Below are 17,650 nucleotides of genomic sequence, written 5' to 3'. Positions count from 1 at the left end.
ATGACTTTGCTTTTGAGGCCGACCGAGTTTTGAGCGCAACCGACCCGATTGTCCGCAGCGAGGGCATCCGACGAAGTCGGACGCAGATACTAGGGTCGCCTTTCTTTTGCCTACTTTTCTTTGGCGAAGCAAAGAAAAGTAGGTGCCGCGCGGCATTAGCGCCGACCCCGCGTAGAAAAATCACAGCAGATTCAATTTAAAGCCAAACCAAATAAAGAGCGAAACGGTGCAATTCGCTTCGCTCAGTGCACCCTACGATACTGATGTATTTGATTGCAGCCATTTACCTACAATGCCTAGCAGCCAATACATCAAATAATCGCAAATCTCATTAAGCTACGCTAATTTCCCAATATGAAGCAGAGTGAGCTATGCCGCAAATCACTTTATCCCGTTAAACGCCACTTTCAACATATGCGTCACGATGTCTTCGGTGCTCATTTTGCTGAATTTTTGCAAAAACTCGGCGGCGGGATCGCAGGTGCGGGAATAGTAGCTAAACAAAATCACATCGCTGGGTAGGTCTGGATTTAAATCGCCAGTTTTTTGCGCTGCGGCGACTAGTTTTTCTAGCTGGCCATTGAGCTTCATCACTTTGAGCACATAACGCATATTTCGCATCAGCATTTCGCGCACTTGCGGGCTGGTGGAGGGCAAAAAGGGCATTCCGCCGGCTAAACGTACGCGCAGCGCCCATTCGAGCAAGGCGCTGAGCTTGCCAATGGGGCTGAGCGCGTCATCCAGCTGCGCCATATACTCAATCGCGCCATCAATCAGTCGAATGAGTGCTTCGCCGACTAAATCTTCTTTGGATTTAAAGTGCTTGTAGAGGCTGGGCTTAGAAATGCCAACCACACCGGCGATGTCGTCCATCGTCATCAGGTCAAAGCCTTTGCTACTGAGCACCGCTGTGGTGGCATCGAGAATGGCGTTTTCACGTAGCTTGAAGGCTTGGTCTTTGAAACTGATCTGGCTAAAAATACTCATTGGTAAATATCCGATACTAATTAGTAGATTTTATATTTGCTTAGTAGTAATCTTAGCACTGAAGTAGTAAAACACCCATACCTCTTACGCTAAATGGTAAAAATCATGACCAGCACTCGGCAACGCATCGCTATTATTGGCTCTGGCATTTCTGGCTTGGCCAGTGCCTATTTTTTAAGCCGTGCACACGATGTGGTGTTGTTTGAGGCCGCTAGCTATTTGGGCGGCCATACCAATACGGTGGATGTGACGCTGGAAGGTCAAACGCAAGCGGTGGATACGGGCTTTTTGGTTTTTAACCAAGCGACGTATCCCAATTTGATCGCGCTGTTTGCCGAGCTGAATGTGACGACTTATGCCACCGATATGTCGTTTGGGGTTTCGCTGGATGACGGTGCGCTAGAGTGGGCGGGGACTAATTTAGATACGGTTTTCGCGCAGCGGCAACGCATTCTTTCGCCTCGATTTATCGGCATGTTGCGTGATATTTTGCGTTTTAATGCCGCAGCAGAGATGAATTTAACTTTATCGCTGGTCAATGGCGACACGCTAGGGCAATTGATTGCCAAGGGCGGTTATGGCGCGATGTTTCGTGATGCGTATTTGCTGCCAATGGCGGCGGCGATTTGGTCTAGTTCGCCCAATGATATTTTGCAATTTCCAGCCAGTACGTTTTTACGCTTTTGCTTAAATCACGCTTTATTGCAAGTAAATGATCGGCCGCAATGGCAAACCGTGCAAGGCGGTGCGCGTGAGTATGTGCGCAAAATTGCCGCGACTATTGTGAGCCGCGAGGGTTGCGAGATTCGCCTCAATTGCCCCGTTTTCAATGTTGAGCGGCAATTATCTGGCGTCACCATACATAGCGGTGCTGGCGTGGATGAGTTTGATGCGGTGGTGTTTGCAACGCATGCGCCGCAAACGATCAAACTGCTTGGCGATGCGAGCGATACTGAGCAAAAAATCCTTTCAGCCGTGCGCTACCAAGCCAATACCGCCGTGCTACACACCGATCCAGCGCAATTGCCGCAGCGGCGCAAAGTCTGGTCGGCATGGAATTATCTAGGCGGTGCGCGCGTTGATGGGCAGCGGCCGGTTTGCGTTAGCTACTTATTGAATCAATTACAAAACCTACCGTTTAAAGCGCCCGTGATTGTGACGCTCAATCCCTTCACGCCGCCCGCGCCAGAGTTGGTGTTGGCTCAGTTTGAGTATGAGCATCCGGTGTTTGACCATGCAGCCATCGCCGCACAGCAGCAGCTTGCCAGTATTCAGGGGCAAAATCGCACGTGGTTTACCGGTGCGTGGACTGGATATGGTTTCCATGAAGATGGCCTCAAATCCGCGCTGCGCGTAGCGAGCGAGCTGGGTTTGGAGCCGACTTGGGCGGTCTTGAAATGAATGCGCCTGCGCAACTGATTTTTGGCCAAGTGATGCACGAGCGGCTTCGCCCTGCGCACAACCGCTTTGTGTATCCAGTGTTCTGCGTGCGTTTAAATCTGGCGCGGCTGGATGACATCAAGGTACGCGGTTTTGGCATCAATTGCTGGCGGCCGGTCTCGATACAGACTGCCGATTACGGCCCCAAAGATGGCCGCAATCTTGAGCTGTGGCTGCGCGAGCTACTGGCCGAGCAGCAGATTGTTGCCGATGGCGAAATCTGGCTGCAAACGTTTCCGCGTGTGTTGGGCTGGGTCTTTAATCCGGTGAGCTTTTGGTATTGCTATATGCAAGATGGGCAGTTGAGCGCGGTGTTGGCTGAAGTGAATAATACTTTTGGCGAAACACACCAGTATTTGCTCACAAGCACTGATTCAAAAGGCATACAGAGCAATACCCAGCTTGAGTGTAAAAAGATGCTGCATGTTTCGCCATTTTGCGAAGTGAAAGGCCATTACCAATTTCATTTTCGTGAAACCGCCAGCACGGCGTGGGTGGGGATTGATTATTTTGATCCTGAAGGCTTGCTGCTCAAAACGTCGGTTGGCGGGCGGATTCAAGCTTTAAACCGCAATACGCTGCGCCGCGCCTTGATCGCTCAGCCTTTACTCACGCTCGGCGTGTTTGTTCGCATTCACTGGCAAGCCCTTAGATTGTGGATTAAACGCGTACCATTTTTTAGTCAACCCGCTCCCCCCGTCACTTCTTTGACCGTGTCAGAGGAAAAATCATCATGAGCCAAGCCCATACCCTGCAAGCCATTCGCCGTAGCGCGCCAACGGCCGCTAAATTATTTCTTAATTTATTAGCCCGATTGCAACACGGCCATTTGCAATTGATTACGCCAGAAGGCACGCACTTGATGTTTGGCGATTTGCATCAAGCGCCCAGTGCCACGCTGCACATTCATGATTGGCGCGCTTGCCAGCGAATTTTGCGTGCGGGCGATATTGGCTTTGCCGAAAGCTATGAGGCGGGTTGGATCGATAGTCCCGATTTAACGGCGCTACTGCGACTGGCGCTACGCAATCAAAGTGTGCTGGATAAAATGGTGTTTGGCGGCAAATTGGCCACGCTGTGGTATCGGATCAAGCATCTGTTTCGCCGCAATACGCGGGAGGGCAGCCGGAAGAATATTCACGCCCATTATGATATTGGTAATGCGTTTTATCAGCTTTGGCTTGATCCAAGCTGGACGTATTCGAGTGCGATTTTTCATGGCGACTACGCGCAAAGCTTGCAGCAGGCGCAGATTAATAAATATCAACGGATTGTTGATGTGCTGGGTTTACGCGCTGGCAGCCGAGTGCTAGAAATCGGCTGCGGTTGGGGCGGCTTCGCTGAGCATGCCGCGCGCTTAGGGATTGAAGTGCACGGCGTGACGATTTCAGCGGCGCAACTGACGATTGCGAATGAGCGAATCGCGCAGCAGGGTTTGGATGGATTAGTGCAGCTCGAGCTGTGCGACTACCGCGATCTCACCGGGCAATATGATGCGATTGTGTCGATTGAAATGTTCGAAGCGGTGGGTGAAGCCTTTTGGCCAGAATACTTTAAAACCGTAGCGGCTAGGCTGAAATCGGGCGGTAAAGCCTTGGTGCAAAGTATCACCATTGAGGAAGCGGCGTTTGAGCGCTATCGCAGTGGCACCGATTTTATCCAGCAATATATTTTCCCCGGCGGCATGCTGCCTAGCCCAGAGCGATTCACCGCCAAAGCGCAAGCGGCAGGGCTGAAAACAAGCGATCAATATCATTTTGGTACGGACTACGCCGAAACCTTGCGCCGCTGGGAAACAGGATGTAGCAACGAGGCGGCGGCCATTGCCGCACAAGGCTTTGATGAGCGCTTTATGCGAATCTGGCGTTTGTATTTTGCCTACTGTGAAGCGGGCTTTGATGAAGGCAAAACCGACGTGGTGCAATTTTTATTGCATAAGGTCCATTAAGATGATCTCTATAAAGGGTATTGCCATCTGTGCATCATTAGCTATTGCTTGCATGGCAATACCTGCACATTCTGCGGTATGGAATCATGAAGTCCCGCAAGCCAAAGTATTGGGCAGCGGTGATCTCACTTGGTTTGGCTTGCGAATTTACACCGCTAAATTGTGGAGTGAACAGCAGCCCTTTAATGCCAATACGCCGTTTGCGCTGGAGCTGACTTATCACCGCAGCATTAGCCGTCAGCAGTTTGTTGAAACTAGTGTGGATGAAATCAAACGCTTATTTGGCAAACAGTACAGCGCCGAGCAGCTCAAGCGTTGGGAGGGCGAAATGAACCGCGCTTTTAGTGATGTGAAAGAGGGCGATCAGCTCATTGGCGTATTTTTGCCAGAGCAGGGCGCTCGTTTTTATAATCGCAAACAGCTATTGGCCGATATTCGTGATCCCGAATTTGCCAAAGCTTTTTTTGCCATTTGGTTTGACGAGCGCACCAAAGATCGCGGCTTGCGCGAGCAATTATTAGGTCGGGCGCCATGATTTTGGCTGCCCAATCACACTGGCGAATGTTGGCTTACGGTCTGCTTGGTTTGCCACTGGCGATGGCAGCGCTGCCGGTGTATGTGCAGATTCCTGCTTACTACAGCAGCAATTTGGGGCTGGCCTTGGCGACGACGGGTTGGGTGCTGTTTTTGGCGCGGCTGATTGATACCGTGCAAGATCCTTGGCTGGGTCGCTATATTGATCGCCTCGATACGGGCCTGAATGCTTGGCTGATTGTCGGTGCTATTTTGCTTGGCTTGGCTTTTTTTGGGCTTTGGCTGCCCTTCGTGCCGCAGGGGTATCTGGCTCTATGGCTCGGTGTGATGTTGATTGTGGCTTATACCGCGCACAGTATGCTCAATATCGCTTATTTGTCTTGGGGCGCACGTTTAGCGACTGATCCAGGCAATGCCAATGATGCGCTACTGGGCGCAGCGGCGTGGCGCGAAGGCGCGGGTTTGCTAGGGGTGATTTTAGCCAGCGTGATACCAAGCTGGATTTTGAGCCAGCCCACAGCAAAAATCCCCAGCCACTTTGCCAATTACAGCCTAATTTTTGCACTGCTGCTGGTGCTGAGCTTGATTGCTCTGCTTCGCTTTGCTCCGCGCTGGCAACGAAAAGTCAGCCAGCAAGCCAGCTGGCGGCAACTGTGGCGCACCGTGCAAGCCAATCAAGGTTTTAACTCGTTGCTGCTACCGTATTTTTTGAATGCGATCTCAGTCGCAATTCCATCGACCTTGGCTTTATTTTTTATTAATGATCGTTTGCAAGCGGCTAGCTACGCCGGTGCATTTTTAGCCAGCTATTTTATTGCCGCAGCGATTGGTTTGCCGCTGTGGGTGATGTTGGCAAAAAAAATCGGTGCATTGTGCGCTTGGCGTTGGGGCATGTTGCTGGCGATTCTGGCTTTTTGTGGCGCAAGCTTGTTGGGCGCTGGCGATTCTGCCGCTTATTTTATCGTTTGCTTGGCGGCGGGTTTGGCGCTGGGGGCTGATCTGGCTTTGCCGCCGGTGCTTCTGGCGCAAATGATTCGGGATGAGGCGACGCCCGCTGCTTATTTTGGCATTTGGACTTTACTCGGCAAATTAGCATTGGCGCTGTCGGGATTGGCTTTGCCGTTACTGGCATTTTTTGATTATCAGCCCGGCCAAGAGGCTGGCCCTGCCTTGGCATGGATTTACGCTGGTGTGCCATGTGGATTTAAATTGCTGGCCCTGTGTTTACTGCACCGAATTCAATTACAACCCGCTGGAGCACGATCATGAAAAAGTCACTACTGGCTGCACTGTGCGGTGTGCTCACCGCTTGCGCCGCACCGGATGTAAAGCAATATCAAGCCGCCGAGCCCAAGCTGGATTTGGTGCACTATTTTGTTGGCACGACCGATGCGTGGGGCATGTTTCAAAAACGTGGTGGCGATGTGGTGAAGCGCTTTCATGTTGAAATTACCGGCACCCAAACTCAGGGCAAGCTGGTGCTGGATGAGCGCTTTAAGTACGACGATGGCACGACGCAGCAGCGCGTTTGGACGCTGGTTCCGCAAGCGGATGGCAGCTGGCGTGGTACGGCGGACGATGTGAAAGGTGAAGCCATCGGCAAGATTGCGGGCAATGCACTGAACTGGCAATACACGATGTTTTTGCCGGTGGATGGCAAAACCTATGAAGTTCAATTTGATGATTGGATGTTTTTGATTGACGACAAATCGATGCTTAACCGCGCCAGCATGCAAAAATTTGGTGTTGAGCTGGGCCAAGTGACGCTATTTTTTAAGAAAAGAGATTAATCATGTGGGCGCCAATGAATCCCGTGATTTCTAACTGGGGCAATCAACGCATCTGGCTGATTGGCGCTTCCAGTGGGATTGGTGCGGCGCTGGCGCAGCAGGCGCTGGGTGCTGGCGCTCATCTTGCCTTATCGGCAAGGCGGCAAGCGCAGCTAGAATTAATCGCACACAATCAGCCACGCGCGCATGTGATTGCCTTTGACGCCAGCGAGCCAACGGCTTGGCCTGCCGCCTATGCGGCGGCTTGCGCTGCAATGGGCGGCGTGGATTTGGTGGTGTTTTGTGCGGCCAATTATCGCCCTGAGCGCAGTTGGGAAGTGACACCCGCTGGTGCGGCGCAAACCTTGGCGATTAATTTAGGCGCGGTGTATTCAGGCCTAGCGAGTATTTTGCCGGCGATGCTGGCGCAAGGCCGAGGCGGAATCGCACTGGTTGCCAGCGTGGCTGGATATATGGGTTTACCCAATGCCAGTGTGTATGGGCCAAGCAAGGCGGCGCTGATTAATTTGGCCGAAATTTTATACAGCGATTTGCATCCCAAGGGCTTGAGCGTGTATTTGATTAATCCTGGTTTTGTGAAAACCGAGCTAACCGCCAAGAATGAATTCACGATGCCGGCATTGCAAACGTCAGAGCAAGCGGCAGAGGCGATTTGGCGCGGCATCAGTGCGGGAAAATTTGAAATTCACTTTCCGCGCCGTTTTACGCAGTTTCTAAAGCTTTTACAATTACTGCCTTATCGTCTGCGCTTTGCGCTTTTTAATTATTTTTTGAAGTTATCGTGAGCAGATCAATGACAAGCAAACTGACTGCCTTACTCGATTGGTACAGCCACATTAGCCCGCAAACGCTGGCGCAAGCGGCGCAATTTTATGCGGCCGATGCGCGCTTTAAAGACCCATTTAATGATGTGCAAGGTGTGCCTGCGATTGAAGCAATTTTTCGTCACATGTTTGCCACCACGCAAAATCCCCGCTTTGTCATCGGAGAGCGTATCGAGCAAGGCCAGCAGGCTTTTGTGACGTGGACGTTTGAATTTGAACTAAAAGGCAAGCCTTACCGCATCGTTGGCGGCTCGCATTTGGTGTTTAACTCGCAAGGCGAGGTCACTTTGCATCGCGATTATTGGGATGCCACCGAAGAACTACTGCAAAAACTGCCTCTAATTGGCGCACCAATTCGCTGGCTACGCCGCCAGTTTCAAGTACCTGCACACTGATTGACTGCCACTTTTAGATTCGTTATCGCTTGTTCAGATACGGTGCTAAAAGCAGTGACTCATTTCTCAGCAAACTCCTGATTTTTCTATTTTTGACTGCTTAAAGTTGTGGCTCTTGTTGTCGATTTATACCGTTCAGCAACAAATTAAACTTATTGGTTTTTATTACTACCAATTGGTAGTATATTTACTTGGCGGTATTTTTACGCATCCGCATGATTTTATAGCGTCGGTATTTCTTAGAAAACTGGAGAATAATCATGATTACATTAAGCAAATGGTTGGTAATGCTCGCCGCCAGTGCCGGTTTGGTGGCCTGTGGCGGTGGTGGCGATTCGGTGCTTGATCAGGCGCAGGTCCGAGTGATTCATGCTTCGCCCGATGCGCCGAATGTGGATGTGTATGCTGGCGGTGCAAAAGCGCTGAGCAATGTGCCTTATAAAGCAGCAAGTGGTTTGCTCACGGTGAATGCCGGTGATTTGCCGATTAAAGTTACCCCAACTGGCAGTGATACTGGCGTGATTAGCGCCACACTGAAACTCGCTAAAGACAGCATCACCACGGTGATTGCCATCAATGAAGTCGCCAAAATTGAAGCGCTGGTGATTACCGAAAGTGCAATGAAACCTGCGGCCGGTAATGCTCGCCTGCGTGTTGTGCATGCTGCTGCAACAGCGCCCGCAGTGGATGTGTATGTCACCGCGCCAAGCGCTGATTTGGCAATGACGACCGCCACACTAAGTAATGTGGCCTTCAAGGCGTTCTCGGATGGGCTTGAAGTACCTGCCGCCGATTACCGTGTGCGCGTCACCGCCGCTGGCAGCAAAACCGTGGTGTTTGACTCGGGTACTTTGGCAGTGCCAGCCGGTGCCGATTTGCTTGCAGTCGCTGTGCCGCAAGCCAATGGCAGCTCTCCGATCAGCCTGTTACTGATTAGCCGCGATGCCACTGCGAATGTCACCGAAGTGGTGGACGTGAACGCTAAGTTGCGCGTTGTGCATGCTTCACCAGATGCACCTGCGGTTGATGTATTGGCCAATGGCAGCGCCATCTTGAGCAATGTACCGTTTTTTACGGCATCTAATTATCTGACCGTAGCCGCCAAAAAATACACTGTAGCGCTCAATGCAGCGGGGACTGCAACTCAGGCACTCACGGCTGATTTAACACTGGATAAAGCCAATAACTACACCGTATTTGCTGTGGGACTGCTTGCAGGAAGCCCTGCACTGCAATACCTCGTTGCTAAAGACGATGCTAGCTTGCCACCCAGCGGCCAAATCAAAGTGCGTGTGATTCATGCTTCACCGAATGCACCGGCAGTCGATGTGTATGCCAATGAAGCATTGGTCATGAGCAATGTGGCGTTCCCAGCGGCGGGTGCTTACCTCAAAGTACCAGCAGGCAATTATGTGTTCAAGCTGCGTGCAGCGGGTGCAGCGGCTAGCTCAACGCCAGCGTTTACATCGCCTTCTGTCAGCACCACTGCGGGCAAAATTTATACCGTGGTGGCGCGTGGCTTACTGCCGAATACTACAGGTAATACCAATAAAGACTTTACGCTTAGCGTGTTGAATGACAATTAAACAGTCATGACGTAGAGACAAACAAAAGCCACTTGCTGTGGCTTTTGTTTGCTTTTAAAGCGTGGCTCTACTCGCGATCTTTTGATTTTAACTGGTGAGTTTTTATGTCTAAAACAATTTGGATTACGGGCGCTGCCGGTGCAATTGGCTCGGCTTTGGCGCATGAACTATCTGGGCAGGGTTGTCGTTTGATTCTGAGCGGACGCAATGAAAGCCATTTGCTCAGTTTGGCAGACACGCTCGAAGGCGAAACTTTAGTCGTGCCTGGCGATTTAGCGCTTGAAGGCACGGCAGAGGCAATTTTGAGTACCGCACAGCAATTGAGTTTTATCCCCACTGGGTTTGCGCATTGCGTGGGCTCAACCTTGATTCGGCCTTTGCATTTAACCGCAGCAAGTGACTGCCAGACGATCTTTGCTCAAAATTACTTCTCTGCTTTTTATGCGCTAAAAGCGTTTATTAGCTTGCAGTTAAAAGCCAAAACACCAGCCGCAGCCGTTTTGATTGGCTCCTTGGTCGGCAGTGCTGGCTTTCCAAATCATGAAGCGATAGCAAGCGCAAAAGCGGCGGTTGCCAGTCTGGCGCAAACGAGCGCCGCCACGTACGCCGATAAAGGCATTCGGGTGAATGCCGTGATGCCAGGCTTAACGCGCTCTGCGCTCTCGATGCGCTTAACGGGTACGCCAGAAGCCTTAGAGCGCAATGCCAAAATGAACCCTATGGGCATGGTAGGCGAGGGGCAAGACAGCGCCGTATTAATCGCATTCTTGCTCAGTGATGCGGCTCGCTGGATTACGGGGCAGATCATCGGCGTGGATGGCGGACATGCACATTTGCATCCGCTACCAAAAATATAATTAATGGCGATGTTTAGATTTGGTTTTGATGCTATGCCGCGCTCGTTGAGCTGCGCGAGTTCCCTTGTATCAAGCCGAGCGAGGAACAAGCGGCAAGGGGCTTTCGGAGGGCTCTGTTTTGTTAAAGCCCGACGCCTTGCCGATTGTCCGCAGCGAGGGAATCCGACGAAGTCGGACGCAGATACTAGGGCGGCCTTCTTTTGCTTACTTTTCTTGGCCGTTCAAGAAAAGTCAGTGCCGCGCGGCATTAGCGCGACCATGGTGAGCAGAAAATTGATGCGCTTATATTAAGTGAAGCAGTTTTTTCATCAACACCAAATCTAAACATGGTTTAATTAATTGATGTATATGCATGAAGCTATTAATTTAATTGACCTACATGGCTATACCCAAAGACTAAGCTTATGGCACATCACAAACTTAATTTACCGCAGAAAATTTGTCCTGTTTGTTTGCGGCCATTTGCGTGGCGCAAGAAATGGGAAAAAAGCTGGGAATTCGTAAAATATTGCAGCACACGCTGCGCCAATAGAAAGGGCGTGCTATGAGCACACTACGGCTCATTTTGGGTGATCAGCTCAATATTCGGCACAGCTGGTTTTCGGAAGCCGAGCGCAGCCGCACGGATGTGCTGTATGTGCTGATGGAGTTGCGTAGCGAAACCGATTACGCGTGGCACCACGCGCAAAAAGTGTTGGGGATTTTTGCCGCGATGCGCGGTTTTGCTCATGCTTTACAGCAAGCAGGCTGCCGCGTGCACTACGTAAAAATTGGTGATGCGAATAATCAGCAAAACTTTATTGCCAATTTAAGTGCATTGATCAAAACAGAACAAATCACGCAGCTGGAGCGCCAGCAGGCTGATGAATATCGGCTTGAGAGTCTGTTGTTGGCGGGCGAGGGCGAATTAGGCGTTCCGGTTCAGGTGGTCGATAGCGAGCATTTTTTGGTCGATCGGGCGGCGATTAGCCAGCAATTTGCCCAAAAAATTCCGCGTATGGAGTTTTTCTACCGCGCGCTGCGTAAGCAATATCAGATTTTACTGGATGGCGAAGGGCAGCCGCTGGGCGGGCAATGGAATTTTGATCATGACAATCGCAAACGCTGGAATGGTCAGCCCGCTGCGCCAGCTTGGCTGGATCACAGCGTCGATTTAAGCGAAATTTGGGATGAAATTAGCCGTGCAGGCGTCAAAACCATCGGCAATACACAGGCCGATGCGTTTGCTTGGCCGATCACTCGCAGCCAAGCCAAGCCAAGGCAACGCTGGCCGCGTTTGCGTCAACGGCGTTACCGCATTTTGGCGCGTATCAAGATGCGATGAGCACGGCATCGCCGACTTTGTTTCATGCTGGGATTTCATTTGCACTGAATTTGAAATTACTGCATCCCCTGGAAGTGATTCAAGCCGCTTTGGGTGAATTTGAAGCTGGGCGAGTTCAGCTTTCGACGGTGGAAGGCTTTGTGCGGCAGATTTTGGGCTGGCGCGAATTTGTGCGCGGCGTGTATTGGGCGCGGATGCCCAGCTATGGGCAGCTCAATGTGCTTGAGCATCAGCGCGCCTTGCCAAGCTGGTATTGGAACGGGCAAACGCGGATGAATTGCCTGAAATATGCCATAGCTCAATCGCTTGAACTGGGCTACGCCCATCATATTCAACGCTTGATGCTGACCGGCAATTTTGCGTTGTTGGCTGGCATTGCGCCCGATGACGTGGATGCTTGGTATCTGGGGATTTATGTCGATGCGTTTGAATGGGTCGAAATGCCCAATACGCGTGGCATGAGCCAATACGCCGACGGCGGCCTGCTGGGCAGCAAGCCGTATGCGGGCTCTGCGAGCTATATCAATAAAATGAGTGATTACTGTAAGGGTTGCCACTACCAGCCGAAGTTGCGCCACGGTGATGGCGCTTGCCCGTTTAATAGTTTGTATTGGGATTTTCATCATCGCCATCAGGCGCGTTTGCAAAATAATCCTCGCTTGGGGATGACTTACCAAACATGGCGAAAAATGTCCGAAGCCGAGCAAGTGGCGACTTTAAAACAGGCCGAAATTTATTTGCAGCAAATTGAGCAACTATAGAGAACATGCAATGGATACCAATTGGGATGTGATTGTAGTGGGTGCAGGCATGGCAGGATTAAGCGCCGCGCAACAGCTTCGCGCGGCGGGCCGACGTGTGCTGGTGCTGGAAAAGTCACGCGGTATCGGCGGGCGGATGGCGACGCGGCGTACGGATGCGGCGCAATGGGATCATGGCGCGCAATACTTCACGGCACGTTCTGCGGTGTTTCGGCGGCAAGTGGCGCAATGGTTGCGTGCAAAGGTCATTGCGCGTTGGCAGGCGCCAGTTGCGGTGTGGAATGGCTTGCAACTTAAAACCAGTTCGCCCCAGCAGCGCTTTGTGGGAACGCCAACGATGAATGCGCCATTGCGCCAAATGGCCGAGCAGCTTGAAATTCAATTATCAACTCAAGTCACTGCGATTGAGCGGGTCAATGGCATTTGGCAAGTGAGGGCCGATTCTGCTTGCTGGCTTGCCCCGCAAATCGTGATCGCTTTACCCGCACCGCAGGCGGCGGCGCTGATTCCGCCGGTTTACTCTAGCCATGCAATGGCCGCACAAACCACAATGCAGCCCTGCTGGGCGCTGATGCTGACGTGCGAGCAGGCGCTTGATCTGCCATTTGCTGGCGTTTTTATTAACGAAGGCCCGCTGAGCTGGATCGCGCACGATAGCAGTAAGGCAGCGCGTGGCGGCCAAAATTGGCTCTTGCATGCCTGTGCCGAATGGTCGCAAGCGCATCTGGAAGATTCGCCTGAGCAGGTGATGGCTTTGCTCGGTGCAGAATTGAATCGCTTACTGTCGCAATGGGGAAAAACCTCAGTCACTTGGCAAAATGCAACGCCGCATCGCTGGCGCTATGCGCGTGGCAATACCGAACAGACGCTGACGCCCAGCGCCCAAGATGGGCTGGTCGTGGCCGGTGATTGGTTGGCTGGCGGTCGGGTTGAAGGCGCTTATTTATCTGGCTTGGCTGCCGCTAATGCACTACTGGCTACGCCTTGAAATGCGGCGAATGAATTAAGGCGAAAAATGAAACAGCGCAAGGCGATTTACTGGTTTCGCAATGATCTTCGTTTGGCCGATAACCCCGCACTACAGCGAGCTTGCGCGCAAGCAGAGCAGCTGGCTTTAGTTTATTGCCTTGCGCCAGCTGAATATACACAGTGGGGGTTTATTCGTGAAGGTCAGCACCATAAGCGCTTTCTAGCCGATACCCTTAATGATTTGGAAATGCAATGTGAGCGACTGGGGCAGCATTTATTGATTATGGCTGGTGCGCCCGAGCAGATATTGCCAACACTTGCACAGCAGCTCGGTGCGGAGACGGTTTATTGCGAAACCATTGTTGCGCCGTATGAAACGGCTCAATGCACGGCGCTACGGGCGCAGCGTATCGTGGTGAATGAGACGTGGCAATCGAGTTTGCTTGATCCTCAGGCTTTGCCATTTCCCTTGAGTAATCTGCCGCTAGTGTTTACTGCTTTTCGTCAGCAAGTTGAATCCGCAGGCGTCACACCCGCTGAACCGCTTTCTGCAATTCAAGCCTTGCCCAATTTCCCCAAGGCCATCTTGGCAATGCAAAGCGTTGATGTGCACGCTTGGGCAGGGCTTGCGCCCATCGATGCGCGCAGTGCATTTCCTTATCATCTGCCAGCATGGCAGGGCGGCGAAACTGCGGCATTTAAGCATCTTCAGCGCTATCTGGCCTCTGGTTTGGCGGATTGTTATAAGCAAACTCGAAATGGCTTGATTGGCTGTGATTATTCAACGAAGTTTTCGCCTTGGCTAGCCAGCGGTGCGCTATCGGCGAGGCAGATTCATCAGCAATTAAAAGCGCATGAAGCGATTGTTGGCGCGAATGACAGCACGTACTGGATTTGGTTTGAGCTGCTGTGGCGGGATTATTTTAGATTTTTGCACTGGCGATTTGGCTCGCAGCTTTACCGCAGTCTAGGGCTGGCGGGGTATGGCGTGCCAGCTCATCAGCCTGATTTATTCGCAAAGTGGTGTCGCGGCGAAACTGGACAGCCGTTTATTGATGCGGGTATGCGCGAGCTGGCTGCGACGGGCTATTTGTCGAATCGAATGCGGCAAATTGTGGCCAGCTTTTTGATTCACGAATTGCAATGTGACTGGCGAGCTGGAGCGGCTTGGTTTGAGTCGCAATTGATCGATTACGACGTGTATAGCAATCAAGGCAATTGGTTGTATTTGGCCGGCTACGGCACTGATCCTAGGCCGAATCGGCGCTTTAATTTAGAAACGCAGGCCAAAAACTACGATCCACATCAGGCGTATTTGCAACTATGGCTTAGCACCGATGCTCAGTAGCGCAGGGCGCGGTGAATCGATTTCTGCCAAATAAGCAGGGTGGTGCGATGAAATATCGCATGATTTAAGGGGTTTCTTTCAATCGTCATGAATCCGTCATTTAGATCGCATATTGTTGTCATGATTCGCATTTACAGTAGCGCTTTTTTGTAAACAGCGATGAGCTCAAATGTCTAAGTCAAATAACTTCAATGATGAAAATTCTAACAACTCAAGCAACCCAACATTTGATGCGATTTTAGAGCAGCGCCTCAATCGTCGTGGCTTTTTGGGAATGAGTTTGTCGGGTGCTGCCGTGTTGGGTGGGATGGGAATGGGCTTGGTTGGCTGTTCTTCAGGCGAGAGTTTGGCACCAATAGCGACACCATCACCATCAGGTACACCATCACCGACTGCAAAGCCATCGGCGTCACCAACACCGACTGCGACCGTGAATCCAATTATGGCTAGCCTCGGTTTTACCGCCGTTGCCAAAAGTTTATTAGATAAAGTTGTAATTCCAGCAGGCTATAGCTACCAAGTGATTTATGCCTTGGGCGATCCTTTGACGGCTACAACAGCGGCCTACAAAAATGATGGTACTGACAGTGATTTTGAAAATCGTGCTGGCGATCATCACGACGGTATGGAATATTTTGGCCTTGATGCTGCAGGTAAACCATCGGCATCGGGTGCTGAACGTGGCTTGTTGGCGATGAATCACGAAGCAACGACGGATGAAGTGAAGTCTTCATTCTTCTTGCACGCCAGCGGCGGCACGAGCACTCTGCCACGCCCTGCGGCCGAAGTAGATAAAGAAGTTGCGGTTCACGGTTTGTCGGTGATTGAAATTAAAGCGACAAATAAAAAATGGGCGACTGTAGCAAGCTCGGCGTTAAACCGTCGCGTTACACCGCTGACTGAAGTTGAAATTGCTGGCCCTGCGCGTGGCAATGCCTTAATGAAAACCAAATACTCGGCCACTGGCGTGAAAACACGCGGCACGATCAATAACTGCGGCACGGGCAAAACGCCGTGGGGCACCTTCTTGTCGGGGGAGGAAAACTGGGCGGGTTATTTCTATCGCGTCGCAGCTGATGACACTAATCGCAACAATGATAAGAGTGTGGTGGCCTTGAAACGTTACGGCCGCAACGCGGGCTCGTCTTCACGCCATGGTTGGGAAACGGGCGGTCCTGATGATAAATATGTGCGTTGGAACATCAGTAAACTGGGCGCATCGGTCGATGGTTCAGATGACTATCGCAATGAAATGAATGGCCAAGGCTATATCATTGAGATGGACGCTTACGATAAATCTAAAGCATTGAAAAAACGCACTGCTTTAGGCCGTTTCGCGCATGAAAGCGCTGCATTTGGTCTGCCTGTTGTTGGCAAACCATTGACGGTGTACTTGGGTGATGATTCGCGCAATGAATATATGTACAAGTTTGTGTCCAAAGCACTTTGGAGTGCGGCTGATGCCAACCCTGCCGATCGTATGGCGACTGGCGATAAATACCTAGATGAAGGTACTTTATACGTCGCTAAATTCAGTGCCGATGGCTCTGGGCAATGGATTGAATTGTCGATGGCTAATGCCACTGTCAAAGCCTACACGACCTATGTATTTGCTGATTTGGCCGATATTTGTGTGAACACGCGCTTGGCCGGTGATGCAGTGGGCGCGACGAAAATGGATCGTCCAGAATGGGGCGGCGTGAATCCAGTGACGGGCGAGTACTACCAAACACTGACCAACAACAGCAACCGTAATGTGGATGCAACGGGTTCTTCGCAACTGGTGCCTGATAATGCAAATCCACGTGCTTATGCTGATGTGGACGGTAATAAAGGCAAGGGCAATCCGAATGGCCACATTTTGCGCATGAAAGAAGGCGCAACAGTTGGTACGTTTGTGTGGGATGTGTACTTGTTTGGCGCAGAAGCCGATGCTGATAAGGCGATGATCAATTTGTCGAATTTGACTGATGATCAAGATATGTCGTCACCGGATGGTTTGGTATTTAGCCCAAGCACCGGTATTTGCTGGATTCAAACCGATGATGGCGCATACACCGATGTGACTAATTGCATGATGTTGGCGGCCATTCCAGGCAAAGTAGGCGATGGTGCCGCGCAGACCTTGAGCTACACCAAAGCAGATACCACTAAGTTGAATGTCGTGACTCAAGTGGGTGCTAAACCTGCTGCAGACAAACTCAAACGTTTCTTGGTGGGCCCGAAAGATTGCGAAATTACGGGTTTCTGCGAAACACCGGATGGCAAAGCAATCTTTATCAATATTCAACATCCGGGTGAAGGCACGAAGATGACGGATGTGGCTGATCCAACTAAATATACGAGCCAATGGCCAAGTAATGCGGGTTATGGCGTAGGCAAACGCCCACGTTCGGCTACGATTGTGATCACTAAAGATGATGGTGGTCGCATCGGCTCTTAAGCTAATCAGTCTTAAGCCGTAGAAGTGATGCAGCGATTTAAGTTAGTCGCTGCATTTTTCTTTATTGCGGTCTGTGATTGATTTAATTTTGATCCATGATTTTAAGATCATTTCTAAGGAGAATCAGGATGGGTTCATTTAGCGTTTGGCACTGGCTTGTTGTACTGGCGATTATTATTTTAGTTTTTGGTACTAAAAAGCTAGGTAGTGTGGGTAAAGATTTAGGTTCTGCAGTGAAAGGCTTTAAAGACGGAATAAAAGATGAGAGTGCGACTAAAGAGAATGGTACGAACTAAATCGAGTTAGTTTGTGTGGATCAACAGCGCTTTGCAAAATCGAATTACTGAGACACAAACTCATCAATTAAAATGGCCGCTACCAAAACAGGAAGCTGATCCGAAGAAATAAAGTCTGTTTTGGAGTGGTTAATGTAATTGGTTGAAA

18 protein-coding genes and 1 other annotated feature (1 of these 19 only partly in view) are annotated in these 17,650 nt (G+C 51.0%); of the genes, 17 read left to right on the top strand and 1 reads right to left on the bottom strand.

Features of this window, described 5'->3' with window-relative positions; all coding sequences use genetic code 11:
* Window positions 1-86, top strand: a sequence feature (16S ribosomal RNA rRNA prediction is too short) (it extends 216 nt beyond the left edge of the window).
* 295 nt (window positions 87-381) lie between these two features.
* Window positions 382-987: a TetR/AcrR family transcriptional regulator gene (locus Q320_RS0103730; RefSeq protein WP_027467897.1), complete on the bottom strand. Its 606-nt coding sequence runs from the start codon at window positions 985-987 to the stop codon at window positions 382-384.
* Window positions 988-1,092: 105 nt separating this feature from the next.
* Between Q320_RS0103730 and Q320_RS0103725 the strand changes: the two genes are divergently transcribed.
* The 17 genes from Q320_RS0103725 to tatA all read left to right on the top strand — a co-directional run bounded on the left by Q320_RS0103725 (window position 1,093) and on the right by tatA (window position 17,502).
* Window positions 1,093-2,388, top strand: coding sequence for an NAD(P)/FAD-dependent oxidoreductase (locus Q320_RS0103725; protein WP_027467896.1), 1,296 nt, complete (start codon window positions 1,093-1,095; stop codon window positions 2,386-2,388).
* The gene (locus tag Q320_RS0103720) at window positions 2,385-3,164 is read left to right on the top strand and encodes a DUF1365 domain-containing protein (protein WP_027467895.1); all 780 of its coding nucleotides are present in this window, start codon (window positions 2,385-2,387) and stop codon (window positions 3,162-3,164) included. Before Q320_RS0103725 ends, Q320_RS0103720 begins: the two co-directional genes overlap by 4 nt.
* Window positions 3,161-4,375: an SAM-dependent methyltransferase gene (locus Q320_RS0103715; protein ID WP_027467894.1), complete on the top strand. Its 1,215-nt coding sequence runs from the start codon at window positions 3,161-3,163 to the stop codon at window positions 4,373-4,375. Before Q320_RS0103720 ends, Q320_RS0103715 begins: the two co-directional genes overlap by 4 nt.
* Before the next feature lie 52 nt (window positions 4,376-4,427).
* Window positions 4,428-4,910, top strand: a complete 483-nt coding sequence (locus tag Q320_RS0103710; RefSeq protein WP_245590961.1) for a chalcone isomerase family protein — start codon at window positions 4,428-4,430, stop codon at window positions 4,908-4,910.
* Window positions 4,907-6,178: an MFS transporter gene (locus Q320_RS0103705; protein ID WP_051534433.1), complete on the top strand. Its 1,272-nt coding sequence runs from the start codon at window positions 4,907-4,909 to the stop codon at window positions 6,176-6,178. Before Q320_RS0103710 ends, Q320_RS0103705 begins: the two co-directional genes overlap by 4 nt.
* Complete coding sequence (locus Q320_RS0103700; protein ID WP_027467891.1) at window positions 6,175-6,699, top strand: DUF3833 domain-containing protein; 525 nt, start codon at window positions 6,175-6,177, stop codon at window positions 6,697-6,699. The genes Q320_RS0103705 and Q320_RS0103700 overlap by 4 nt, the downstream gene beginning before the upstream one ends.
* A 2-nt stretch (window positions 6,700-6,701) precedes the next feature.
* Complete coding sequence (locus Q320_RS0103695) at window positions 6,702-7,484, top strand: SDR family NAD(P)-dependent oxidoreductase (protein WP_211251164.1); 783 nt, start codon at window positions 6,702-6,704, stop codon at window positions 7,482-7,484.
* Window positions 7,485-7,492: 8 nt separating this feature from the next.
* Window positions 7,493-7,918: a nuclear transport factor 2 family protein gene (locus Q320_RS0103690; protein ID WP_027467889.1), complete on the top strand. Its 426-nt coding sequence runs from the start codon at window positions 7,493-7,495 to the stop codon at window positions 7,916-7,918.
* 260 nt (window positions 7,919-8,178) lie between these two features.
* Entirely contained in the window at window positions 8,179-9,504 is a 1,326-nt protein-coding gene (locus tag Q320_RS18325) for a DUF4397 domain-containing protein (RefSeq protein ID WP_051534432.1), read from the top strand.
* A gap of 104 nt (window positions 9,505-9,608) precedes the next feature.
* Window positions 9,609-10,361, top strand: a complete 753-nt coding sequence (locus Q320_RS0103680) for an SDR family NAD(P)-dependent oxidoreductase (RefSeq protein WP_027467888.1) — start codon at window positions 9,609-9,611, stop codon at window positions 10,359-10,361.
* Window positions 10,362-10,765: 404 nt separating this feature from the next.
* Window positions 10,766-10,909, top strand: coding sequence for a DUF2256 domain-containing protein (locus Q320_RS21180; protein WP_084282333.1), 144 nt, complete (start codon window positions 10,766-10,768; stop codon window positions 10,907-10,909).
* Window positions 10,906-11,685 carry a cryptochrome/photolyase family protein gene (locus Q320_RS21790; RefSeq protein ID WP_211251163.1) on the top strand — a complete coding sequence of 260 codons (780 nt, stop codon included), beginning with the start codon at window positions 10,906-10,908 and terminating at the stop codon, window positions 11,683-11,685. The genes Q320_RS21180 and Q320_RS21790 overlap by 4 nt, the downstream gene beginning before the upstream one ends.
* Window positions 11,589-12,446: a cryptochrome/photolyase family protein gene (locus Q320_RS21785; protein ID WP_211251162.1), complete on the top strand. Its 858-nt coding sequence runs from the start codon at window positions 11,589-11,591 to the stop codon at window positions 12,444-12,446. The genes Q320_RS21790 and Q320_RS21785 overlap by 97 nt, the downstream gene beginning before the upstream one ends.
* A gap of 10 nt (window positions 12,447-12,456) precedes the next feature.
* Window positions 12,457-13,434 carry an NAD(P)/FAD-dependent oxidoreductase gene (locus Q320_RS22085; protein ID WP_027467887.1) on the top strand — a complete coding sequence of 326 codons (978 nt, stop codon included), beginning with the start codon at window positions 12,457-12,459 and terminating at the stop codon, window positions 13,432-13,434.
* A gap of 27 nt (window positions 13,435-13,461) precedes the next feature.
* Window positions 13,462-14,763, top strand: a complete 1,302-nt coding sequence (locus tag Q320_RS0103665) for a DASH family cryptochrome (protein WP_027467886.1) — start codon at window positions 13,462-13,464, stop codon at window positions 14,761-14,763.
* A 169-nt stretch (window positions 14,764-14,932) separates the two neighbouring features.
* Window positions 14,933-17,206 carry a PhoX family protein gene (locus Q320_RS0103660; protein WP_027467885.1) on the top strand — a complete coding sequence of 758 codons (2,274 nt, stop codon included), beginning with the start codon at window positions 14,933-14,935 and terminating at the stop codon, window positions 17,204-17,206.
* A 128-nt stretch (window positions 17,207-17,334) separates the two neighbouring features.
* Window positions 17,335-17,502 carry a Sec-independent protein translocase subunit TatA gene (tatA, locus tag Q320_RS18315; protein WP_051534431.1) on the top strand — a complete coding sequence of 56 codons (168 nt, stop codon included), beginning with the start codon at window positions 17,335-17,337 and terminating at the stop codon, window positions 17,500-17,502.
* Window positions 17,503-17,650 lie beyond the last annotated feature (148 nt).

This window comes from Deefgea rivuli DSM 18356, assembly GCF_000620145.1.
Classification (GTDB): domain Bacteria; phylum Pseudomonadota; class Gammaproteobacteria; order Burkholderiales; family Chitinibacteraceae; genus Deefgea; species Deefgea rivuli.
This window is presented reverse-complemented; position numbering and strand designations above follow the sequence as displayed.